The 19,976-nt window shown below is 70.9% G+C and carries 26 protein-coding genes; 12 read left to right on the top strand and 14 right to left on the bottom strand.

The features are described from left to right. The first annotated feature begins 62 nt into the window (after positions 1 to 62). The gene (locus H976_RS0108730; protein ID WP_027861220.1) at positions 63 to 365 is read left to right on the top strand and encodes a hypothetical protein; all 303 of its coding nucleotides are present in this window, start codon (positions 63 to 65) and stop codon (positions 363 to 365) included. Positions 366 to 370: 5 nt separating this feature from the next. Here H976_RS0108730 and deoD read toward each other — a convergent pair whose 3' ends face one another. Next, entirely contained in the window at positions 371 to 1,084 is a 714-nt protein-coding gene (gene deoD / locus H976_RS0108725) for a purine-nucleoside phosphorylase (RefSeq protein ID WP_027861219.1), read from the bottom strand. A 44-nt stretch (positions 1,085 to 1,128) separates the two neighbouring features. Here deoD and H976_RS0108720 point away from each other — a divergent pair, with 44 nt between their 5' ends. From H976_RS0108720 to H976_RS0108710, 3 genes are read left to right on the top strand one after another with little or no spacing between them, the layout of a single operon-like run. Continuing rightward, positions 1,129 to 3,072, top strand: a complete 1,944-nt coding sequence (locus H976_RS0108720) for a M3 family metallopeptidase (protein ID WP_027861218.1) — start codon at positions 1,129 to 1,131, stop codon at positions 3,070 to 3,072. Next, the gene (gene nudC, locus H976_RS0108715) at positions 3,069 to 3,995 is read left to right on the top strand and encodes an NAD(+) diphosphatase (RefSeq protein WP_027861217.1); all 927 of its coding nucleotides are present in this window, start codon (positions 3,069 to 3,071) and stop codon (positions 3,993 to 3,995) included. Before H976_RS0108720 ends, nudC begins: the two co-directional genes overlap by 4 nt. Before the next feature lie 2 nt (positions 3,996 to 3,997). After that, entirely contained in the window at positions 3,998 to 4,396 is a 399-nt protein-coding gene (locus H976_RS0108710) for a DUF5990 family protein (protein WP_027861216.1), read from the top strand. Between the two features lie 95 nt (positions 4,397 to 4,491). Here H976_RS0108710 and H976_RS29915 read toward each other — a convergent pair whose 3' ends face one another. From H976_RS29915 to H976_RS0108700, 3 genes are all read right to left on the bottom strand, one after another. Further along, the gene (locus H976_RS29915) at positions 4,492 to 4,719 is read right to left on the bottom strand and encodes a hypothetical protein (RefSeq protein ID WP_155918103.1); all 228 of its coding nucleotides are present in this window, start codon (positions 4,717 to 4,719) and stop codon (positions 4,492 to 4,494) included. 83 nt (positions 4,720 to 4,802) lie between these two features. After that, positions 4,803 to 5,390: a GNAT family N-acetyltransferase gene (locus tag H976_RS0108705; RefSeq protein WP_051276590.1), complete on the bottom strand. Its 588-nt coding sequence runs from the start codon at positions 5,388 to 5,390 to the stop codon at positions 4,803 to 4,805. Positions 5,391 to 5,403: 13 nt separating this feature from the next. After that, the gene (locus tag H976_RS0108700) at positions 5,404 to 5,634 is read right to left on the bottom strand and encodes a mycoredoxin (RefSeq protein WP_027861214.1); all 231 of its coding nucleotides are present in this window, start codon (positions 5,632 to 5,634) and stop codon (positions 5,404 to 5,406) included. Between the two features lie 123 nt (positions 5,635 to 5,757). On the opposite strand from H976_RS0108700, the gene H976_RS0108695 reads away from it, so the two are divergent. The 6 genes from H976_RS0108695 to H976_RS0108670 all read left to right on the top strand — a co-directional run bounded on the left by H976_RS0108695 (position 5,758) and on the right by H976_RS0108670 (position 9,803). Continuing rightward, a complete protein-coding gene (locus H976_RS0108695) occupies positions 5,758 to 7,815 on the top strand; it encodes an ATP-dependent DNA helicase UvrD2 (protein WP_036225448.1) in 2,058 nt (685 codons plus the stop codon). A 162-nt stretch (positions 7,816 to 7,977) separates the two neighbouring features. Continuing rightward, on the top strand, positions 7,978 to 8,154 hold the full coding sequence (locus H976_RS29910; RefSeq protein ID WP_155918101.1) for a hypothetical protein: 177 nt from the start codon (positions 7,978 to 7,980) through the stop codon (positions 8,152 to 8,154). Positions 8,155 to 8,274: 120 nt separating this feature from the next. Beyond that, entirely contained in the window at positions 8,275 to 8,547 is a 273-nt protein-coding gene (locus H976_RS0108685) for a WhiB family transcriptional regulator (RefSeq protein ID WP_027861212.1), read from the top strand. Positions 8,548 to 8,594: 47 nt separating this feature from the next. Then, on the top strand, positions 8,595 to 8,801 hold the full coding sequence (locus tag H976_RS0108680; protein WP_027861211.1) for a hypothetical protein: 207 nt from the start codon (positions 8,595 to 8,597) through the stop codon (positions 8,799 to 8,801). Positions 8,802 to 8,913: 112 nt separating this feature from the next. After that, a complete protein-coding gene (locus H976_RS30325) occupies positions 8,914 to 9,075 on the top strand; it encodes a hypothetical protein (RefSeq protein ID WP_196804020.1) in 162 nt (53 codons plus the stop codon). Further along, complete coding sequence (locus H976_RS0108670) at positions 9,072 to 9,803, top strand: SDR family NAD(P)-dependent oxidoreductase (protein ID WP_027861210.1); 732 nt, start codon at positions 9,072 to 9,074, stop codon at positions 9,801 to 9,803. The genes H976_RS30325 and H976_RS0108670 overlap by 4 nt, the downstream gene beginning before the upstream one ends. A gap of 6 nt (positions 9,804 to 9,809) precedes the next feature. Here the strand turns inward: H976_RS0108670 and H976_RS0108665 are convergent, their stop codons facing one another. The 3 genes from H976_RS0108665 to H976_RS30320 all read right to left on the bottom strand — a co-directional run bounded on the left by H976_RS0108665 (position 9,810) and on the right by H976_RS30320 (position 12,250). Then, positions 9,810 to 11,141 (bottom strand): AarF/ABC1/UbiB kinase family protein, encoded by a 1,332-nt coding sequence (locus H976_RS0108665; RefSeq protein WP_027861209.1) that lies wholly within the window; start codon positions 11,139 to 11,141, stop codon positions 9,810 to 9,812. After that, a complete protein-coding gene (locus H976_RS0108660; RefSeq protein ID WP_027861208.1) occupies positions 11,138 to 11,959 on the bottom strand; it encodes a hypothetical protein in 822 nt (273 codons plus the stop codon). The genes H976_RS0108665 and H976_RS0108660 overlap by 4 nt, the downstream gene beginning before the upstream one ends. Before the next feature lie 132 nt (positions 11,960 to 12,091). Further along, positions 12,092 to 12,250 carry a DUF5679 domain-containing protein gene (locus H976_RS30320; RefSeq protein ID WP_196804019.1) on the bottom strand — a complete coding sequence of 53 codons (159 nt, stop codon included), beginning with the start codon at positions 12,248 to 12,250 and terminating at the stop codon, positions 12,092 to 12,094. Between the two features lie 160 nt (positions 12,251 to 12,410). Between H976_RS30320 and H976_RS0108650 the strand changes: the two genes are divergently transcribed. Next, entirely contained in the window at positions 12,411 to 13,226 is an 816-nt protein-coding gene (locus H976_RS0108650; protein ID WP_027861207.1) for an enoyl-CoA hydratase/isomerase family protein, read from the top strand. On the opposite strand, the gene H976_RS25350 is transcribed toward H976_RS0108650, so the two are convergent. Genes H976_RS25350 through kaiC form a run of 5 tightly spaced genes read right to left on the bottom strand, consistent with a single transcriptional unit; the run spans position 13,223 to position 16,799 of the window. Next, a complete protein-coding gene (locus H976_RS25350; protein ID WP_051276521.1) occupies positions 13,223 to 13,606 on the bottom strand; it encodes a response regulator transcription factor in 384 nt (127 codons plus the stop codon). The genes H976_RS0108650 and H976_RS25350 overlap by 4 nt on opposite strands. After that, entirely contained in the window at positions 13,603 to 14,370 is a 768-nt protein-coding gene (locus H976_RS0108640) for a PAS domain S-box protein (protein ID WP_027861206.1), read from the bottom strand. Before H976_RS0108640 ends, H976_RS25350 begins: the two co-directional genes overlap by 4 nt. Further along, positions 14,367 to 14,708 (bottom strand): circadian clock KaiB family protein, encoded by a 342-nt coding sequence (locus H976_RS0108635; protein WP_027861205.1) that lies wholly within the window; start codon positions 14,706 to 14,708, stop codon positions 14,367 to 14,369. The genes H976_RS0108640 and H976_RS0108635 overlap by 4 nt, the downstream gene beginning before the upstream one ends. Beyond that, positions 14,705 to 15,058 (bottom strand): circadian clock KaiB family protein, encoded by a 354-nt coding sequence (locus tag H976_RS0108630; RefSeq protein ID WP_027861204.1) that lies wholly within the window; start codon positions 15,056 to 15,058, stop codon positions 14,705 to 14,707. Before H976_RS0108630 ends, H976_RS0108635 begins: the two co-directional genes overlap by 4 nt. After that, positions 15,042 to 16,799: a circadian clock protein KaiC gene (kaiC, locus tag H976_RS25345; RefSeq protein ID WP_196804018.1), complete on the bottom strand. Its 1,758-nt coding sequence runs from the start codon at positions 16,797 to 16,799 to the stop codon at positions 15,042 to 15,044. Before kaiC ends, H976_RS0108630 begins: the two co-directional genes overlap by 17 nt. A gap of 319 nt (positions 16,800 to 17,118) precedes the next feature. On the opposite strand from kaiC, the gene H976_RS0108620 reads away from it, so the two are divergent. Then, a complete protein-coding gene (locus tag H976_RS0108620) occupies positions 17,119 to 18,195 on the top strand; it encodes a PHP domain-containing protein (RefSeq protein ID WP_051276518.1) in 1,077 nt (358 codons plus the stop codon). On the opposite strand, the gene H976_RS0108615 is transcribed toward H976_RS0108620, so the two are convergent. Both H976_RS0108615 and H976_RS0108610 read right to left on the bottom strand, forming a co-directional pair. Next, the gene (locus H976_RS0108615) at positions 18,184 to 18,825 is read right to left on the bottom strand and encodes a response regulator transcription factor (protein WP_027861202.1); all 642 of its coding nucleotides are present in this window, start codon (positions 18,823 to 18,825) and stop codon (positions 18,184 to 18,186) included. The two genes, H976_RS0108620 and H976_RS0108615, sit on opposite strands and share 12 nt — an antisense overlap. Further along, positions 18,777 to 19,946 carry a sensor histidine kinase gene (locus H976_RS0108610; protein WP_196804017.1) on the bottom strand — a complete coding sequence of 390 codons (1,170 nt, stop codon included), beginning with the start codon at positions 19,944 to 19,946 and terminating at the stop codon, positions 18,777 to 18,779. Before H976_RS0108610 ends, H976_RS0108615 begins: the two co-directional genes overlap by 49 nt. Positions 19,947 to 19,976 lie beyond the last annotated feature (30 nt).

Here is a 19,976-nt window from a genome sequence, read left to right as displayed (position 1 = left end):
TAGTGCTGTATAGGGCGACCTGTCGGAAACTCATCTCGTATCCAGATCTCGAGGGGGCGCAGATGTTCGGAACCACCATGCTGCTGACGGTCGGCCACGCGCTCGACCGCGCGAAGGAAGAGGGCATGGTCGTGCGCCTGAACATCGCGGGCGACTGGGTCACCGGCCAGGTCATCAACAGCGACGGCCACGGGGTCGCCGTCCTGGAGAGCAACGGCGACCTGTGCGTCGTCCGCCAGGAAGCGGTCACGGCGGTGCGGATGCCCAGCGTCGAGAGCGGACCGCACGTCCCCTCGCAGAGCCCCCAGCAACGCACCGAGTTCGTCGTCCCCTCCACCGCACCCGCGGGCGCGGGCGCCAACTGACCCGGTCAGCCGGCGGCAGCCGCCGCTGACAGGGCGATGTCGACCATCGCGCCGAAGGTCTGCTCCCGCTCCGCCGAGGTGGTCTCCTCGCCAGTGACGATGTGGTCGCTGACGGTGCAGATGGCCAGCGCCTTGCGGCCGTACGCCGCCGCCAGCGTGTACAGCGCACTGGCCTCCATCTCCAGGGCGAGCACCCCGTGGGCCACCATCGGCGCCATCAGCTCCTCGCGCGGGTTGTAGAACGTGTCGCCGGAGAAGATCAGCCCGACGTGGCTGGTGACGTCGTCGCGCGCCTCGGCGGCATCGACCGCCGCGCGCAGCAGCCCGAAGTCGGCCACCGGCGCGTAGTCGAGACCGTGGAAGCGCAGCCGGTTCAGCGACGAGTCGGTGCAGGCGCCGGAGGCGATCACCACGTCACGGATCGCGACCTGCTCGGTGACGGCGCCGCAGGACCCGACCCGGATGATCCGCTGGGCGTCGTACTCCCGGAACAGCTCGTTGACGTAGATCGACATCGACGGCTGGCCCATCCCCGAGCCCTGCACCGAGACCGGCGTGCCCTGCCAGGTCCCGGTGAACCCGTACATGCCGCGCACCTCGGTGTAGCAGGTGGCGTCGTCGAGGAAGGTCTCGGCGATCCACTTCGCCCGCAGGGGGTCGCCAGGGAGCAGGACGGTCGGGGCGATCTGGCCGGGCGCGGCGCCGATGTGGATGCTCATGGGGCCTGAGCGTAGGCCGTGCGTGACGTCGTAGTGTCGCGAGCATGGAGTCACCGGACCTGCACCCCCTCCAGCTGCCGACCCGCGACGAGGACTGGCTCGGCTGGGTGACCGAACGCGCGCGGCACGGCCTGTCGACCGCGGGCGCCGGAGTCGCGGCGCTCAAGGAGGCACCCGCCGGGGACGAGACGATCCTGCAGCTGTGGAACGACGTCCAGATCGCCTTGGGCGACGTGTTCGCGCTCAGCTCGCTGATGAGCGTCGTGCACCCGGACGCCGCGGTGATGGAGGCCGGTGAGCGGTTCCAGATCGACGCACGCTCGTTCTCCACCGACCTGCACCTCGATGCCGACGTGTTCGCCCGGCTCTCCTCGCTGGCAGACGCGCCGCTCGAGGCCGGTGCCCGACGGGTGCTCGACGACGCCCTCCGCGACTTCCGACGCGCAGGTGTCGACCGCGAGGAGCAGACCCGGGAGCGGGTCCGCGAGCTCAGTCGTCGTGAGAGCGAGCTGTCGCAGGCCTTCGCACGCAACATCCGTGACGGTCGGCGTACGACGAGGGTGCCGGAGGCCGCCCTCGAAGGGCTGCCCGAGGACTACCGCGCCGACCACCCGACGGTGGACGGGATGGTCGAGATCAGTACCGAGTACCCCGACACCCTGCCGTTCCTGACCCACGGTCGCGACCCGGACCAGCGGCGCCGGGTCGCGCACGCCTTCCACAACCTCGCCTGGCCGGAGAACGACGCCGTGCTGGCCGAGCTGCTGGACGTGCGCGAGGAGAAGGCCACGCTGCTCGGGTACGCCGATTGGCCGAGCTACGACGCCGAGGTCAAGATGATCGCCGAGGGCCGCCGCATCCCGGAGTTCATCGACGAGCTCGCCGGTGCTGCCGAGGAGGCAGCGCAACGCGAGATCGAGCAGCTGCGCGAACAGGCGCGTGCCGAGGGCGAGGACGTCGTCGACTTCTCCAACTGGCGCCACCACGCCGAGGCGGTCAAGCGCGAGCGGTTCGGCGTCGACGCCCAGGAGCTGCGACGCTACTTCGACGCCGCCAAGGTGCGTCAGGGGCTGCTCGACGTCACGGGTCGGCTCTTCGGTCTCGACTACGAGCCGGTGGAGGCACCGACGTGGCATCCCGAGGTCGCGTCGTACGACGTGCGGCTGGTGGACAACCGGCAGCTGCTCGGCCGCATCCACCTCGACCTGCACCCCCGGCCCCGGAAGTACAACCACGCGGCGCAGTTCACGCTGGTGCAGGGCGTGCTCGGTCGGCAATTGCCGGAGGGGGTGCTCGTCTGCAACTTCTCGCGCGGCCTGATGGAGCTCGACCACGTGGTCACGCTGTTCCACGAGTTCGGCCACCTGATGCACCACGTGCTCGCCGGACGGCACGAGTGGGTGCGCTTCTCCGGCGTCGCCACCGAGTGGGACTTCGTCGAGGCGCCGTCGCAGATGCTCGAGGAGTGGGCGTGGGACCCGGGCGTGCTGCGCAGCTTCGCCACCGACGCGCAGGGCGAGCCGATCCCGGAGGACCTCGTCCGCCGGATGCGCGCCGCCGACGAGTTCGGGAAGGGGTTCCTGACCCGCACCCAGACGGCGTACGCCGCGGTCTCGTACTGGTTCCACCAGGAGCGACCGGCCGACCTGACCGACCGGCTCGGTGAGCTGTTCAAGCACTACAGCTTCGTCGGGCTGGTCCCGGACACCCACTTCCACACCGGCTTCGGCCACCTCGACGACTACGGCTCGGCGTACTACACCTACGCGTGGTCGCTGGTGATCGCGAAGGACCTGTTCTCTGCCTTCGACCGCGAGCAGCTGTTCGCGCCGGAGGTGGCGCACCGCTACCGCGACACCGTGCTCGTGCCGGGCGGATCGAGGGACGCCGCCGACCTCGTCACCGACTTCCTCGGCCGGCCCTACGACAACCGCGCCTACGCGGCCTGGCTGGCCGCCGCGCCCGCTGATGCCGAGGAGGCTCGATGACCGAGGTGGGCCGGGTGCTGCCGCACGTCGCCCTTTCCGAGCATGCCCACGACCGGCACGGGGTGCTGCGCACCGACGAGGACTGGCTCGAGGAGCGGTGGTCCGATCCGGCGACGCGCGTGCTGGTGATCGCAGGCGCGCGGGTGCGGCCGGTCGAGGGTCGGCTGGCCTGGGTCTCGCCGCAGGAGGCGCCTGACGGCCTGCGCGTGCTGCTCGGCGAGCGCGACGACGTCGAGCACTTCGCGGTGATCGTCGACCCCGACGAGGCGCCGGGCGACCGCGACGAGTGGGTGGTGCTGCGCGCGATCGTCCAGTCGCTCGCCGACGAGACCATCAGCGACGGGCCGCTGGTGCTGCACGCGATCGGACTGGCCGAGTGGCTCTGGGCCACCAAGCACTGCCCGCGGTGCGGCGGTGACCTCGAACCGCGTCAGGCCGGACACGTGCTGCACTGCACCAGCTGCGGTCGTGACCAGTTCCCGCGCTCGGACCCGGCCGTGATCATGGTGGTCACCGACGGCGATCCCGGCAGCCCCGACGAACGTGCGCTGCTGGGGCGCAGCCCGGCCTGGCCACCCGGTCGCTACTCGACGCTGGCGGGCTTCGTCGAGCCTGGCGAGACGATGGAGGACGCCGTCCGTCGCGAGGTCGAGGAGGAGACCGGTGTGAAGGTGGGGGAGGTGTCCTACTTCGGCAGCCAGCCCTGGCCGTTGCCGGCCAGCCTGATGGTCGGGTTCACCGCCCGGGCGATCGAGACCACCATCGACGTCGACGGCTCCGAGATCGAGGACGCCCGCTGGTTCACCCGCGAGGAGATGCGGGCCGAGGCCGAGGCCGGGACGCTCGTACTCCCGGGCGGCGTCTCGATCTCGCGGTCGCTGGTCGAGAGCTGGTACGGCGGGCCGCTGCCGGGTCGCTGGTAGCCGTGCGGCTGGTCATCGAGGGCCACCACCTGCCCGGGCGCTCGTGCGGGTGCTACGACGATGTCCACGTCGGGGTGCAGGTACGCCGCGACCCGGCCGACCTCGTGGCCGCCGACGCCGAGTCAGCGACGTGGGAGGTCGAGGTCGAGGTCGTCGATCGCGACGGCGAGACGGACTTCCGCGGGCCGGCGGTCCAGGGACGGCGCGGGGAGCGGTTCGTCTACCTGACCTGGGGCGAGGGGGTGGGCGAGGCGTTCACCATGTTCCGCCGCGCGAAGCTGATGCTCTCCGACGTACCCGACCCCGCGGAGCCGATCGTGACCGCACGTGTCGACCTCACCGACGAGGCCGGAATGCCGAGGTGCGCCCGACTGCGCCCGCCCGCGCTCGGCTGGGCCTAGTCCATGGTGCTGGCCCAGGACGTCATACGTTCTGGTCGCTATCACAGCCACTTCGTATGACGTCCTGGGAGCACGGCACCTGTCCATGCGGCGGCTCAACCGCCGAGACCATCACCACCGATGCCGCCCCACGGTCGTTCGCCGGGCTGGCTCTGGCCCGCCTGGCCAGGGTGGCCCGTACCGCCCCCACGCGCCTTTGCCCGGTCCTTGTGCCACTGACGATTGAGGTCGGCGGATGACGGCGTCACGGAAGGAGTCGTGGGGGGAGTGACCGGGGCGCGTCGGGCGCGGTAGCGGGCGAGCACGGCGGCCAGGATGTTCATGAGACCACTATGCGGCGGCGGGGGAGGTTGGGGAAGGGGAGAAGGCCGAGGTGGGGAAGCGGCGCGTCGTCGATCTGGATGGCTCAGTCGGTGCGAGCGGCCCACTCGTCGGCGAGGAGGCCGTACTCGAACCCGTCGAGCCACCCCTGCTCGCGGTGCAGGGAGTCGCGCACCTTGTGGCTCTCCCGGCGCATGCCGACCCGCTCGGCCAGCCGCCAGGAGGCTTCGTTGTCGGCGAAGCAGCCGGCCACCACTCGGCGCAGGCCCAGCTGCTCGAAGCAGATGGCGAGCAGTGCCTCGACTGCCTCGGTGCCGTAGCCGTGTCCCTGGTGCTCGGGGGCGAGGATCCAGCCGACCTCGGCCTCGGTGCCGACGGCTTGCTCGGTGACCTCGACCTGGGCCCAGCCGTCCTTGATCTCGCACGCCAGCTCGCCGACCAGCACGCCGTCCCGCTCGATGACCAGGCGTGAGCTGAGCCACTCCGGCGAGGCGTACCACTCGGCGTACTGCTCACGGTCGACCGCCAACCGGGTCGTCCACATCGCCACCGAGGGGTCGGTGCGGTAGGCCCAGGTGGCATCGGCGTCTGCCGGGGTGGCCAGGCGAATGGTCAGCCGCGCGGTGCGGACCGGCCAGGAGACATCGTCACGAGTCGAAGGCACGCAGGGCATCATGCCCTGCGGATCAGGCGATCGCCGCCAGCTTTTCCTTGACGTCGCGCACGGACGGGTTGGTGTGGGCGGTTCCGTCGCTGTAGACCAGCGTCGGGACCGTCTGGTTGCCGTTGTTGGCGGCCATCACGATCTCCGCAGCGCTCGGGTCCCGCTCGATGTCGACCACGTCGTAGGTGATCCCCTCACGGTCCAGCTGACCCTGCAGGCGGTGGCAGTAGCCACACCAGGGGGTGGTGTACATCGTGAAGGAACCGGTGGTCGGTTCGGCCTGTGATTCCGCTTGGGGATGGGCGGTCACGGTTGTCCTCTCTCGCGTCTACGCTCGTCACCGGACACAACACCACCGGGACGGAGAATATTTCCGATGCATGCGGACGATCTACTCAGTTCGCTCGACCCGGAGCAGCGTGAGGTCGCCACCGCCCTGCGGGGGCCCGTGCGCGTGCTGGCTGGGGCCGGCACCGGCAAGACCCGGGCGATCACCCACCGCATCGCCTATGGCGTCGCCGCCGGGGTCTACAACCCGATGGAAGTCCTCGCGGTCACCTTCACCACCCGGGCGGCCGGCGAGATGCGCACCCGCCTGCGCGCCATGGACGCCGGGGCGGTGCAGGCCCGCACCTTCCACTCCGCCGCGCTGCGGCAGGTCCGCTACTTCTGGCCCAAGGTCTACGGCGGCGCCCCGCCCGAGCTGACTGCCTCCAAGATCCCCGTCGTCGCGGGAGCAGCCCGGCGCAACCGCGTCGAGGTGAGCCAAGCGATGCTGCGCGACCTGGCCAGCGAGATCGAGTGGGCCAAGGTCAGCAACGTCCGTCCCGACGACTACGAGCGACTGGCGCCGCGACGAGGCCGGGCGGTCAACGGTCTCGACGCCGCCACCGTGGCCCGGGTCTTCGGCAGCTACGAGGAGCTCAAGCGAGATCAGGGCCGGATGGACATGGAGGACGTCCTGCTCATCGGTGCGGCCCTGCTCAGCGAGGACGACCGGGTGGCGGCCGAGGTACGCCGCCAGTACAAGTGGTTCGTGGTCGACGAGTTCCAGGACGTCAGCCCGATCCAGTCGGCGCTCCTCGACCTGTGGCTCGGCGGCCGTGACGAGATCTGCGTCGTCGGTGACCCGGCGCAGACGATCTACTCCTTCGCTGGGGCCCAGGCGTCCTACCTGACCGACTTCCCGAAGCGGTTCCCCGGCGCGGTCAACGTCGAGCTGACCCGCAACTACCGGTCGACGCCGCAGGTGATCGAGGCAGCCAACACGTTGCTCAAGGAGTCCTCGAGCACCAGCGTGCAGCTGCGTGCGCAGCGGGGCGCCGGGCCCGACACCCGCTGGCGCGAGGCCACCGACGAGGTCGACGAGGCCCAGGCCGTGGCCGCCGAGATCGGCCGACTGCGCGGGGCGGGAGTGCCGCTGCGCGAGATGGCCGTGCTGTTCCGGATCAACGCCCAGTCCGAGGCGTTCGAGGAGGCGCTCACCGCCGCGGGCATCCCCTACGTGGTGCGGGGGGCCGCGCGGTTCTTCGAGCGCCAGGAGGTGCGCCAGGCGGTCGCACTGCTGCGGGGCGAGGCGCGGGCCGGCGAGGAGGCAGACGACGGGCTGGTCGAACGGGTGACCGCCGTACTCTCCGGCATGGGGTGGTCGCCCGAGGCGCCCACCGCCCGCGGTCAGGCCCGAGACCGGTGGGAGTCACTGCAGGCGCTGGTCTCGCAAGCCAGTGACCACGCGGCGAGCGAGGCCGCCCCGACACTGACCGGCTTCGTCGCCGAGCTCGACCGGCGCGCCCACGAGCAGCACGCCCCCGTCGCCGAGGGTGTCACCCTGGCCACGCTGCACGCCGCCAAGGGGCTGGAGTGGGACGCCGTCTTCCTGTGCGGTCTCCAGGAGGGGTCGATGCCGATCTCCTACGCCGACGGCCCGGATGCCGTGGAGGAAGAACGCCGACTGCTCTACGTCGGCATCACGCGCGCCCGCGAGCACCTCTGGATGTCCTGGGCGCTGGCCCGCAACCCGGGCGGGCAGGCACGGCGCAAGCCGTCGCGCTTCCTGGCCGGGCTGCGCCCGGAGTCGGTCACCGACCGCGCCGACGGCGGCACGCCTGCCAAGTCCGGGCGACGACGCGGCAAGAAGGCGGCCGTGTGCAAGCAGTGCCAGCGTCCGCTGGCCAGCTCGCGCGAGCGCAACCGCGGCTACTGCAGCGACTGCCCGGTGCCCTACGACGAGGAGCTGTTCGAGTCACTGCGCAGCTGGCGCAAGGAGCAGGCCGAGGCGCAGAGCGTGCCGGCGTTCGTGGTGTTCTCCGATGCCACGCTCGAGGCGCTGGCCGAGGTCAAGCCGACCGACCGACGTGGCCTGCAGTCGATCAACGGCATCGGTGCCGCCAAGCTCGAGAGGTACGCCGAGGACTTGCTGGCGATCCTCGGCTGAGCAGGAATTGCCACGTTTGGCGAGGGTCTCCACCGGTCGTTCGAAATCTTTTTGCAAACTCGCCAATAAATCGTTTGCGCCCCAGAAGCGGCCCGGCGTACCGTGCCTCTCACCCACCCGTTCGGCCCCATAGGCCCTTGGCACGAGACAAGGAGGCGCGACATGTTGAACAACACCACTGACTACTGGACCGCGGTGCGGCCCCGATTCGTCGCGCCCACCCTCGCTGCCGCAGGGGTGAAGTCTGCCGATTTCCGTGTGCAGACCGCCTCCCCGATCACCGGCAGCGCCGGCATGGTCACGGGTCACCGCCACCCCTGGAGTCCACCGATCACCTGAGTCCTCTTTGACTTGATCGGCAGCCTCCAGGCCGCGGAACCCACACCAAGGGATCCGCGGCCTTTGTGTTTCTCGAAAGTCCACCGACAACTTCGAAACCAAGTCACGAGGAGGTGACAGATGAGCATCAGCGTTGTCGACAACCACACCATCGACGAGGCGGAGCTGCCGTGCCGGGGGGAGAACCCGGAGCTGTACTTCGCCGAGTCGCCCAGCGACGTGGAGCTCGCGAAGGCGCTGTGCCAGGACTGTCCGGTCCGGGCCGAGTGCCTGGCGGGCGCCCTCGAGCGGCGTGAGCCGTGGGGTGTCTGGGGCGGTGAGCTGTTCCTCTCCGGAGTGGTGATCCCCCGCAAGCGCCCGCGAGGACGGCCCCGCAAGGACGCCGCCGCATGAGTCGCTGCCAACCATGACCAGAAACCATTTCCTGATCGGAGAAGACGATGAACTTCATCGAAACCGACCTGGCGCGGGAGCTGCACAAGTCCCGTCAGGCCGAGGTCGAGGAATTCCGTCGCGCCCGCCGCGCTGCCGCCGTACAACGGCTGGAGCGCAAGGCGGAGAGGCTGTCGCACAAGGCCGAGCGGGTCTCCCGCCAGGCCGAGCGCGCCGCCTCCCAGGCGCGGCTCGCCGTGGCCCGCGTCCTGTAGCGCGCATGGCGAGGCACGGAACCTCGACTCCCACCACCTGAGCCCCGGAGAGCACGACTCTCCGGGGCTCAGGCATGCCCGGAGCACGTCTGCACCGTTCTAGGCTGGAGCCGTGGTCACCTGTTCCTTCTGCGGCACCGTCGTGGAGTCCGACGACCCGCCGATCACGTGGACCTCGGCGATCGAGAACGGAAAGGCCCGCTGGTTCTGTGACGACTGCTCGCGCACGCACCTGCGGGCCATGGAGAGCAAGCTCGACTCGGAGTGGTGGTGAACCGGCCGCTGTCGCTGGTGACCGGCGGCAGCCGCGGGATCGGTGCCGCGACCGTACGCCGGCTGGCCGCCGCCGGGCACGACGTCGTGATCGGCTACCGCACCGATGTCGAGTCGGCGCAGGCGCTGGCCGACGAGGTGACCCGGCAGGGCAGCCGCGCCCAGGCCGTGGCCGCCGACGTCACCGACCCCGGTGACGTCGACGCCCTGTTCGACGCGGCGGCCCGGATCGGGCAGCTCACCGGTGTGGTGAACAACGCCGGCGCGACCCTGCACCTGGGCGACCTGGCGGACACCCCGGTCGAGGTGATCCGGCGCGTCGTGGAGCTCAACCTCACCGCTGCCATCTACGTCGCACGGCGCGCGGCGCGCGATCTCGGCCAGGGCGGCGTCCTGGTCAACATCTCCTCGGCCGCTGCCACGCTCGGCTCGCCCCACGAGTACGTCCACTACGCCGCGGCCAAGGCGGGTGTCGACGCCCTCACCCAGGGGCTCGCCCAGGAGGTGGCCGGGCGCGGCATCCGCGTCAACGGGGTCGCCCCGGGCATCGTCCGCACCGGCATCCACGCCGATGCCGGCGAGCCCGACCGGGTCGAGCGGGTCGGCCCGCTCGTCCCGCTGGGACGCGTGGGTGAGCCGGAGGAGGTGGCCGAGGCAATCGCCTGGCTGCTCTCGGACGCGTGTCCCTACGTGACCGGGGCGACGCTGCGGGTCGCAGGTGGGCGCTAGCGGCGCTCAGTCGGCGAAGCCGGGCAGCGAGCCGAGCAGGACCGACCGGAACGGCACGGTGGCCTCGAGCTGGCTGAGCACGCCCACGCCGCCGGCGAAGGTGCGGTGGATGAGCATGTACGCCGGCGGCAGGTTGAGCCGCAGCATCGCCGCGTAGGCGTCACCCCGGGGGTCGTTGATCCGGCGGAACTGGCTCTGCATCCACGACCGGGAGAACTGGAACTCCTCGACGCTGGCCGGCTCCAGGAACGGACCGAGGTAGGCGCGCAGCTGCTCGGCGTCGATGCGAACCTTCTCGCGCACGAAGCCTTCGTCGCGCAGGGCGGTGACCAGCTGCTCGTAGTCCTCCATCAGCGCGATCCTGATCAGCGCGCCCAGCGAGCGGGGGAGCTGACGGTCGGGCAGCCGCGCGACGGCGCCGTAGTCGAGCACCCCGAGCCGCCCCGGCGAACCGTCGGCAGCAGGGATGGTGCGGAAGTTGCCGGGGTGCGGGTCGGCGTGCAAAAGGCCGGTACGACGTGGGGCGTCCATCAGGAACCGGACGAAGAGCAGCCCGTAGTGGTCGCGTTCCTCCTGGGTGCCTTCCCGGATCACCCGGGCCAGCGAGCCGGTGGACTCCATCCACTCGGTGACCAGGACCGTGCCGGACTCCTGCACCACGTCGGGCACCACGATGTCGTGGTCGTCGCGGAACTCGGCGGCGAAGGCGCGCTGTGCCTCGGCCTCGAGCTGGTAGTCGAGCTCCTCGATCGCGCGCGCCTGCACCTCGGCGATCAGGGCCCGGATGTCCAGCCCCGGCACCAGGGGGCCGAGGCCTCGGGCCACCCGGCTGAGCTGGCGCAGGTCGGAGGTCAGGGCCTCGGCGGAACCGGGGTACTGCACCTTGACGGCCACCTCGCGTCCGTCGGCCCAGGTGCCGCGGTGCACCTGGCCGATCGAGGCCGCCGCGGCGGGCTCCGGGTCGAACCACACCAGGTGGTCCTTCCAGTCCGGGCCCAGCTCGCGAGTGAGGATCTCGCGCACGGTCATGGTGGGCATCGGGGGAGCCGAGTCCTGCAGCCGGGTCAGCTGCTCCCGGTAGGGGCCGGCGATCTCGTCGGGCAGCGCGGCCTCGAAGATCGACATCGCCTGCCCGAACTTCATGGCGCCGCCCTTGAGGTCACCCAGGGTCCGGAACAGCTGCTCGGCGGTGCGCTGCTGCACCTCGGTGAGCACCGACTCGGCCGAGGCGCCGCCGATGCGCTTGCCCAGGCCCAGTGCGGTGCGGCCGGCGTACCCGAGGGGGAGCGCGGCGAGCTTGGCCGTGCGCGCGACGGCCTTGCGTGGGAGCTCGCTCATACCCCCATCGTGCCTGACGCCAGGGCGTGGGCGGACCAGGAACATCCACACTCGGGGTGCCTGGACCAGTCCTGCTCCTGGTGAAGCGACGGGTCGGGGTCCAGGAACAGCGTGCGCGACCAGGTCGCGGGGCGCTTGCCGTCGAGGAACGCGACGACGTCGCGGACGGCCCACGCGAGCGCCAGGGCGGTCAGCACGGGATCGGTGACGTCCGGTGTGCCGTCCTCCCGCGGCCGGCTCGTCGCCCGCACGTAGCGGTTGGTGACCGGCACGTGGTCGGGGTCGGTAATGCTCCGGTGTGCGTCGGTGCAGCGCAGGCAGGCCGTGACTCCCGGTACGACGAAGGGGCCGAGCAGCGCCGCGCCGTCGACCAGACGTACGACGAGGTGGCTGGTGCCTCGCCTGATGAGCGGGTCGAGCCGGTCACGATCGACCTCGCCGGGCCCGCCGACGAGCACCACGTCGGCCTCGGCGTGAGCGCCCACCACGCGCACCCCGGCTCGGGTGAGCAGGTCCCGGGCGCCGGCGAGGTCGCCGAGCAGGGACACCCGGCTGCCGCTCAGGCGGCGAGCGCGTCGGGAGATCCCGTCCGCCGCCACCAGGCAGCCGTGCTCCTCCAGCGTCTCGAGGGCAGCCCGGCCCTCCGGCCCGGGCTGGAACGGGCGACGCTCCAGCAGGGCGGCCAGCGTGTGCTCGACGTCCGGGGTGCGGGGCAGGAGCGCCCGGCGTGCGTCGTACAGGCCGATCTGGAGGTGTCGCACACCCCGGCGTACGACGCGGAGGCCGGGCGCCAGCGCGAGGGCCCCGAAGTCATCCATGTGCGGACGCTAGGTCGAGCGACCGGTCGGCGCGAAACGGCCGTCCACAGGGCTGTGCCCGTGCCTGGAAAGCACGACGGCGGGACCCCTCCGTGGAAGGGTCCCGCCGTGAATCGTCGGCTGGGCGGGGTGTCAGGCCTTGCCGAGGATGCGGTTCAGGTTGGTGCCGCAGACAGGGCAGACGGCCTTAGCCATCCGGGTGCCCTTGTCGTTGACCCTGACCTCGCCGCTCGCCTCGCGCTTTTCCTTGCACTTCACGCAGTAGAACTCGCCGCTCCAGGTCTCCGCCATGACGGCCTCCTCATCATCCCTTGGTCGTCTCGGCGGGAGGGTCGGGGAAACCCGCCGGGGTTCGGGTGGAACCTCAAACGACCCTAGACCACATTCACGCTCAAACCACGCAGCGGGGGCGCTCGGGCCACGCGTGTCCCGCAGCGGTAATCTCCCGCGCATGTCACCCGAATCGGCGCCTTCGGGCCCCCTCGAACACCTCCGGGTGGAGCACCCGTCCGACGGCGTCGTCCGCCTCGTGCTCGACAACCCCGACCAGCGCAACGCGATGTCGGACCAGATGACGGCCTCCTGGGTGCGCGCGATCGACGACCTGGCGGCCGACCGGAGCCTCCGGGTGGTCGTGGTGACCGGGGAGGGGACGGCGTTCTGCTCGGGCGGCAACACCGGGTGGATCGCCAGCGAGCCCGACGCCGAGGTCGACCACCTGCGCACCCGGATGATGGCCTTCTACCGGGCCTGGCTCTCCATCCGCAGGCTCGAGGTACCGACCATCGCGGCCGTGAACGGACCGGCCATCGGCGCCGGACTGTGCCTCGCGCTGGCCTGCGACATCCGGTACGCCGCGGCCGGTGCCCGGCTGGGAGCGCCCTTCGTCAAGCTGGGCATGAACCCCGGCATGGCCGCGACCTACCTGCTGCCGAACGCCGTCGGGGAGGCCAACGCGCGCGAGCTGCTGCTCACCGGAAGGACCGTCGACGCCGACGAGGCGCGAGAGCTCGGCCTCGTGTCGCGGGTCTTTCCCCCCGAGAGGTTCGCCGAGGAGGTCGACGACATCGCGGCGGGCATCGCCGCGACCGCGCCGATCCCGAGTCGCTACACCAAGCTCGCGCTGCGCGACGGCGGCCACCAGGACCTCGAGTCCTGCGTGCAGTGGGAGGCCCTGGCCCAGCCGATCACGCTGGCGACCGACGACCTCCAGGAGGGCATCCGCGCCGCCCGCGAGAAGCGCCCCCCGGAGTTCCGCGGGGTCTAGGTGCTCGAGTCGATGATCCGCTCGAGGCGGGGGATGAGGCCCTTCACCAGGTCGGACTTCTCCAGGTAGCCGTGGGCCCCGGCGTCCAATGCACCCTGGCCGGCGGTGGAGAACGGGTAGCCGGAGAGCATCACCACGACGGCGTCGGGCGCGGCCTCCCGGATGCGGGGGAGTGCCTGCATCCCGTCCATCACCGGCATCGCGATGTCGAGCAGGACGAGGTCGGGCTGGTTGGAGCGCGCCTGCTCGATGCCCTGCTGTCCCTCGGCCGCGGTCGCGACCACGCGCCAGCCGTCGGGGTGCCGCTCGATGACCATGCTGAGCAGCTCGCGCAGGTCCTCGGAGTCATCGACGATCAGGACGCTGAGACTCTCCGTCATGGGCTGGTCAGTCCTCGCGCCGGGGACCGGCGCACGGCCATGCCGGGCTCGAGCTCTCGATCGCCGGCGAGCTCGCCGATCCAGCTCCGGGCGCGCCTCGAGGTGCCCGCGATCAGGCTGCGGGCGTAGTCGACCTGGTCGAGGTCGAGAGCCATCTCGGCAGCCACCAGGCCCTGCACGATGGTGTCGTTGACCTCGGCCGCGACGCGCTGTCGCTCGAGCTGGGCCACGTCGACGGCCAGCTGCTTCTCGATCAGCTTCTGCATGGTGAGCTCGGTGAGGACCAGGCACCGCACGAGCACGCCGTCGAGGTCGATGTCGGTCGACGAGACCAGGAACGGGACGTTGGTGCGCTCCCCGCCAGTGAGCACGAGCTCCGCCCGTCTCGTCATCTCTGCGCTCTCGACGAGGAGCGAGGCGAGCGCCGGACGCTGGTCCTCGGCCACGAAGTCGGCGAGGTCGCGTCCGATCATGCTGTCACGCTCCACACCGAGGAAGTTCGCCAGCTGGGGGTTCGCGAACAGGATGACACCATTCGCCGACACCGTCGCCGCGCCCTCACCCATCTCCTCGACGATCACGCGGTAGGGACGGTCGGCGCTGGTGAGGGTGTAGATCTGCTCCGCTTCCGGCTCCCCGATCACGACTGCGTCGACCCCGCCACTGCTGATGGCGGACAGGGCCTCCTGGAGGTAGGCGATCTGCTCGCGGAGCCCGCTGAGCTCGGTGGCCGAGTTCGAGTCGAAGTCGTCTGGGGCAGTCATTCGAGGGATCCTCCGTCCACCACGGGGGTTGCGGACGGTTGCGGCGTGGCGAGATCGAGGTCGAGGGCCAGCCGCACCCGTTCGGCGTCAGTCAGGTTGCCGACGAGGTGTCGGAGCGGTTCGGGCGAGTGCTTCACGAGTGTCGGCAGCGCCAGGATGTGGTCGCGCTTCACCAGTTCCGGGTGGTCGACGGCGTTCAACACCGTGAGGTCGACCTGACCGGCCAGGTCCTCGTCGCAGATCCGGCGGATGGTCACGATCGCCTCGGACGAGCGCGGCGACGCGCCGCTCACGTAGAGCGTCAGTGCCCACCGAGGGCCCGAGGCCTCGGCAGTCACGGCAGGTCGTCGCCCAGAGGTCGCACCTGCAGTCCGACGAGGACCCGGTCGGTGTCGGACAGGTCACCGATGATCTTGCGGATCGGCTCGGGCAGCTTGCGCACCAGGGTGGGTACGGCGACGATCTCGTCGCCGCGCGCAAGGGCCGGGTTGACGAGGAGGTCGATGACCTCGACCCGGTAGCGTCCGGCGAGGTGCTCGTCGCAGACCCGCCGCAGGTTCTCCATCGCCCGGACGGACCGTGGTGACTGGCCGGCGACGTAGAGGCGCAGGTCGTACATCGCCTTGCCGTCCGGCGCGTTGCCCTCGGCGTTGATGTCGGACGAGAACTCCTCAGACTCCGTCGTCACGAGGTCCTCCTTCGCGATCTCCCGAGCGCTCACGACCGAGCAGCGCGCGTACGGCGGCTCCGGACGCGCGGCCGGCGTCGGCGGATGCCTCGAACCGCTCGAACTCGGCGGTGTCGGCAGCGAGCTGTGCCTGCAGGGCCGCCATCTCGGCCCGGACGGCGGCCGAACGAGTGGCCAGCTCCTGCCGCCGTCGTTCGGTCTCGTCGGCGCGGGAGGCCTGGGCGAGGCGTTCCTGGCTGATCTGCTCGACGCGCTCGGAACCGGTGAGCACTCCCTGCGGGCCGACGTAGACGTCGAGGAGCTCGGCGCCGTCGTCGGTCAGCACGAACTCGCGCACCTGGTTGGAGTGGGCCGAGCCACGGCTCTTGATCACGAACAACAGCCGGTTGCGCTCGCCGTTGCTCTCGTCGTTGCGCAGCAACAGCCAGGTGTCGACCAGCGAGGACACGTCGACCTCGCTGGACTCCTCGCGCTCGCCGTGCGTGAGGGTCGTCATGACGCCGGTGATGCCGCGTCCCTTGAGCAGGTCGAGGTCACGCGAGATCGCCGACGTGGTCGCGCTCTGGGCCCCCCCGAGGGTGAGACTGGCGACGGCGTCGAGCACCACCAGCTGCGGCTCGTGCTCGGTGATGAGGTCGTGCAGCATGGCGAGGTGCTCCTCGAAGCCGTAGGCCGTGGGTCGCACCGCCTTCACCTGGAGGAGGCCGGCGTCGATCCACCGGCGCAGGTCCATGCCGATGGAGCCCATGTTGCGGATCAGCTGCTCGGGTGACTCCTCGAAGGAGAAGAAGAGGGCCTTCTCGCCCCGGGCGCAGGATGCGTCGACCATCAGCGCACCGAGGCTGGTCTTGCCCGTGCCGGCCGTGCCGCTGATCATCACCGACGAGCCGCGGTAGATGCCGCCCGACAACATCTCGTCGAGTCGGGGGACACCGGTGGAGATGCGTTCGCGAGACGCTTCGTAGGTCAGGCCGACCGAGGTGATGGGTACGACGACGAGGCCGCGCTCGGTGATCAGGAAGGGGTACTCGTTGGTGCCGTGCAGCGACCCCCGGTACTTGGCGACGCGCAGGCGCCGGGTGGAGATCTGGTCCTCCACGCGGTGGTCGAGGGTGACGACGCAGTCCGAGACGTACTCCTCGATGCCGAACCGCGTCAGGTCTCCCTCCTTGCCACGTTCGCCGCTGATCACGACGGTCAGGTCGCGCTCCTTGAGCCACCGGAACAGCCGGCCGAGCTCGCCGCGGATGATCGCCTCGTTGGGCAGGGCGCTGAAGAGCAGCTCGATGGTGTCCAGGAACACCCGCTTGGCACCCACGGACTCGACCGCCATGGCGAGGCGGATGAAGAGTCCCTCGAGGTCGAAGGACCCTGTCTCGACGATCTCCGCCGGGTCGAGTCGGAAGGCGTCGATCGCGAGCAGGCCGTCCTTCTCGAGCTGGTCGAGGTCGAAGCCGAGCGAGGCCACGTTGGTGGCGAGGTCGCTCTGGGACTCCTCGAACGCGAGCAGCACGCCGGGCTCACCGAAGTCGCGCGCACCGCGCACCAGGAACTCGATCCCGAACAGCGTCTTGCCGGATCCGGCGGCGCCGGTCACCAGGGTCGGGCGGCCGCGAGGGAGTCCGCCGCCTGTGATCTCGTCGAAGCCGGTGATCCCGGTGAGAGCCTTCTCGGGCCCGCTCAGTGCTGTGCGCTCGCCGGGCACGTCCCCGCCCTCCTTCTCCGCAACGCTCACGTCCACTCTCGCAGTCTCTACTGCCAACCCCGATCGTGGGTGGATTCGCTCAGATGAGCCTGAGGCGGTGTCGAGCGCGAAGCAGGGGCTCCCGATGACACCCGCGCGCTTGCCTTCCCCTTGCGAACGCATGGGCGGTTCATCGAGAGCCCCCTCTGCGCCGACACGCTAATCAGCGAACGGCACCCGGGTCAATGCGTGGAGCAGACCGGGCGTGCGGCGATCGCTCCGACGGTTTCCCACCGGCTGTGGATAACCCTGTGGACAGAGTGTGGAGGACCGGCCCTGTGCTGTGGATCACACCCGAGCCGCCAGAATAGGGATCGTGAACCGACCACCGGCCGACAAATCGGACAGGTACGACGGCGGACCCGTCGCCGCACTGCGCAGGATCGCCTTCCTGCTCGAGCGCAGCCGGGCCGAGACCTACAAGGTCAAGGCGTTCCGCACAGCGGCTGCCACGGTGCTCCCGCTGGGTGACGAGGTCGACGAACGGGCGCGCCAGGGCACCCTGCGCGACCTGCCCGGCATCGGCGCGTCGACCGCCGAGGTGATCGAGGCGGCGGTCGAGGGACGGATGCCTGCGCGGCTCGCCCAGCTCGAGCGGGACGAGGGCGGGCCGCTCACCCGTGGCGGTGCGGAGGTGCGCGCTCGGCTGCGTGGCGACCTGCACTCGCACAGCGACTGGTCCGACGGGGGGTCCCCGATCGAGGAGATGGCGTTCACCGCGATCGAGCTCGGCCACGACTACCTGGTGCTCACCGACCACTCGCCCCGGTTGAAGGTCGCCAACGGGTTGTCCGGTCCCCGGCTCGCCCGTCAGCTCGAGGTCGTCGAGGCGGTCAACGAGCACCTCGCCGACGGCTTCCGGCTGCTCAAGGGGATCGAGGTCGACATCCTCGACGACGGCTCGCTCGACCAGACCGACGAGATGCTGGGCCGGCTCGACGTACGCGTCGCCTCGGTGCACTCCAAGCTGGCCATGGACAAGGCGCCGATGACCAAGCGGATGGTGGCCGCGGTCCGCAACCCCTTCACCAACGTGCTGGGGCACTGCACCGGTCGGCTGGTCACCGGCAACCGCGGCACGCGGGGACAGTCGGAGTTCGACGCCGACGAGGTGTTCGGGGCCTGCGTGGAGACCGACACCGCGGTGGAGATCAACTCGCGTCCCGAGCGACGGGACCCACCGACCGACCTGTTGCAGCGGGCGATCGACCTCGGCTGCCTGTTCTCGATCGACAGCGACGCCCATGCGCCCGGACAGCTGGACTTCCAGGTCTACGGCTGTGCCCGGGCCGAGGAGCTGGGGATCGACCCCGACCGCATCGTCAACACCTGGGCGCTCGACCGGCTGCTGGAGTGGGCTCGGCCCCCGAAGCATGGGCCGTCAGAGGTGTAGCCAGGCCAGCACGGCCCGCACGCGGCGGTGGTCGTCCTCGCCGATCGGCAGGTCGAGCTTGGCGAAGATGCTGTTGATGTGCTTGGCCACCGCCTTCTCGCTGATCACGAGCGACGCGGCGATGCCGGCGTTCGAGCGACCCTCGGCCATCAGGGCCAGCACGTCACGCTCCCGGGGACTGAGCCGGTCCACAGGCTGCTCGGGGCTGCGGGCCATCACCGTGGCGACGACCTCGGGGTCGAGCACGGTTCCCCCCGCGGCCACCCGTCGTACGCCGTCCACGAACTCGGCGACGTCGGAGACGCGGTCCTTGAGCAGGTAGCCGATCGCCCCCTCGCCGCTGGCCAGCAGCTCGCGGGCGTAGAGCTGCTCGACGTACTGCGACAGCACCATCACCGGGAACCCCGGTCGGGCGGTGCGGACCGTGATCGCCGCGGTGAGGCCCTCGTCGGTCTGCGTCGGCGGCAGACGCACGTCGACCACCGCGGCCTCGGCCTCCGGGTCGAGCAGTGCCTCGGCCAGGTCGGCAGCGTTGTCGACCGCGTGCAGGATGGTGAAGCCGTGGGCCTCGAGGAGCTGGATCAGGCCGGCTCGGAGGAGGGCATGGTCTTCGGCGAGGACAAGGCGCACGGGACCTCCAGGGTGACGACCGTCGGGCCGCCGGCCGGGCTCGACACCCTCATGGTGCCGTCGAACGCGGCCAGCCGCCGCATCACCCCCAGCATGCCGGTCCCCGCCTGCGGGTCGGCTCCGCCACGACCGTCGTCCCCCACGATCGCGCTCAGCACTCCCTCCGCGTGGGTCAGGGTGATCCACGCGTGCCCGGCGCCCGAGTGCCGGACGACGTTGGCCAGGCACTCGGCGACGGCGAAGTAGACCGCCGACTCGATCGGGTCCGGAGGCCGGCCGCCCACCCGGTTCGTCACCTCGACCGGGATGGACATGTCGAGCGCCAGCGCCTCGATCGCGCCGCCGAGGCCACGGTCGGCGAGCACCGGCGGGTGGATGCCGCGGACCACGGACCGCAGGTCGCCGATCGCGGCCGTCGTGGTGGCCCGTGCCTCGCTCACCAGCCGTCGTGCCTTCTCCGGATCGGACTCGAGCATCGAGTCGGCCATCCCGAGGGTCATGGACAGCGCGACCAGCCGGGCCTGGGCACCGTCGTGCAGGTCGCGCTCGACGCGACGCAGCTCGGCGGCCGCGTGGTCCAGCGTCTCGGCCCTGGTCTCGGTGAGCACCTGCACGCGCTGCTCGAGCACCTCGGCGTGCCCGTAGCTGAGGAACCACCGGTCCATGGCGCACCGGGCCCGCATGATCGGCTCGATCCCGAACCACCAGAGAGCACCGGTGACGACCAGCACGAGCAGCAGCACCGAGGTCAGCGCGAGCGCGAAGCCCAACGTCGTGGCGGCGAGGATCCAGGCCTGGTCGCGCCAGGTCATCGGGTCCGAGGCCCAGCCGGCGAGCCGGGCGAGGGCGCCGCCGGACCGCGGCGGGCGGTACTGCCGGGGGATGGGGGTGCCCAGCACCCGGCCGGCCATCGACCGGTGCTGGTCGGCGATCCAGCGGGTGGCCGGGATCGTGAGCAGGAGCACGGGGATGCCGACGACGATCACGGCGAACACGCCGGCCACGGCGTTGAGGATGAACAGCACCAGGGCGGGGACGGCGAGCGCCAGCTGGGCCGCGGCGTACGCCGTCATGCGCAGCCGGCTGGGTGGGGAATCCCCCGGTGACATCGCCGTGCTCACGTGCCCATCCTTCCCGATCGGGGCCGTCCG

The sequence above is a fragment of the Marmoricola sp. URHB0036 genome, assembly GCF_000426045.1.
In the GTDB taxonomy this organism is placed as follows: Bacteria; Actinomycetota; Actinomycetes; order Propionibacteriales; family Nocardioidaceae; genus Marmoricola.
This window is presented reverse-complemented; position numbering and strand designations above follow the sequence as displayed.

What these genes read in the sequence shown, in the direction of transcription:
- H976_RS0108730 (WP_027861220.1), top strand. Translation starts at nt 63, where the DNA reads ATGTTCGGAACCACCATGCTGCTGACGGTCGGCCACGCGCTCGACCGC.
- deoD (WP_027861219.1), bottom strand. Translation starts at nt 1,084, where the DNA reads ATGAGCATCCACATCGGCGCCGCGCCCGGCCAGATCGCCCCGACCGTC.
- H976_RS0108720 (WP_027861218.1), top strand. Translation starts at nt 1,129, where the DNA reads ATGGAGTCACCGGACCTGCACCCCCTCCAGCTGCCGACCCGCGACGAG.
- nudC (WP_027861217.1), top strand. Translation starts at nt 3,069, where the DNA reads ATGACCGAGGTGGGCCGGGTGCTGCCGCACGTCGCCCTTTCCGAGCAT.
- H976_RS29915 (WP_155918103.1), bottom strand. Translation starts at nt 4,719, where the DNA reads ATGAACATCCTGGCCGCCGTGCTCGCCCGCTACCGCGCCCGACGCGCC.
- H976_RS0108705 (WP_051276590.1), bottom strand. Translation starts at nt 5,390, where the DNA reads ATGCCCTGCGTGCCTTCGACTCGTGACGATGTCTCCTGGCCGGTCCGC.
- H976_RS0108700 (WP_027861214.1), bottom strand. Translation starts at nt 5,634, where the DNA reads ATGTACACCACCCCCTGGTGTGGCTACTGCCACCGCCTGCAGGGTCAG.
- H976_RS0108695 (WP_036225448.1), top strand. Translation starts at nt 5,758, where the DNA reads ATGCATGCGGACGATCTACTCAGTTCGCTCGACCCGGAGCAGCGTGAG.
- H976_RS29910 (WP_155918101.1), top strand. Translation starts at nt 7,978, where the DNA reads ATGTTGAACAACACCACTGACTACTGGACCGCGGTGCGGCCCCGATTC.
- H976_RS0108685 (WP_027861212.1), top strand. Translation starts at nt 8,275, where the DNA reads ATGAGCATCAGCGTTGTCGACAACCACACCATCGACGAGGCGGAGCTG.
- H976_RS0108680 (WP_027861211.1), top strand. Translation starts at nt 8,595, where the DNA reads ATGAACTTCATCGAAACCGACCTGGCGCGGGAGCTGCACAAGTCCCGT.
- H976_RS0108665 (WP_027861209.1), bottom strand. Translation starts at nt 11,141, where the DNA reads ATGAGCGAGCTCCCACGCAAGGCCGTCGCGCGCACGGCCAAGCTCGCC.
- H976_RS0108660 (WP_027861208.1), bottom strand. Translation starts at nt 11,959, where the DNA reads ATGGATGACTTCGGGGCCCTCGCGCTGGCGCCCGGCCTCCGCGTCGTA.
- H976_RS30320 (WP_196804019.1), bottom strand. Translation starts at nt 12,250, where the DNA reads ATGGCGGAGACCTGGAGCGGCGAGTTCTACTGCGTGAAGTGCAAGGAA.
- H976_RS0108650 (WP_027861207.1), top strand. Translation starts at nt 12,411, where the DNA reads ATGTCACCCGAATCGGCGCCTTCGGGCCCCCTCGAACACCTCCGGGTG.
- H976_RS25350 (WP_051276521.1), bottom strand. Translation starts at nt 13,606, where the DNA reads ATGACGGAGAGTCTCAGCGTCCTGATCGTCGATGACTCCGAGGACCTG.
- H976_RS0108640 (WP_027861206.1), bottom strand. Translation starts at nt 14,370, where the DNA reads ATGACTGCCCCAGACGACTTCGACTCGAACTCGGCCACCGAGCTCAGC.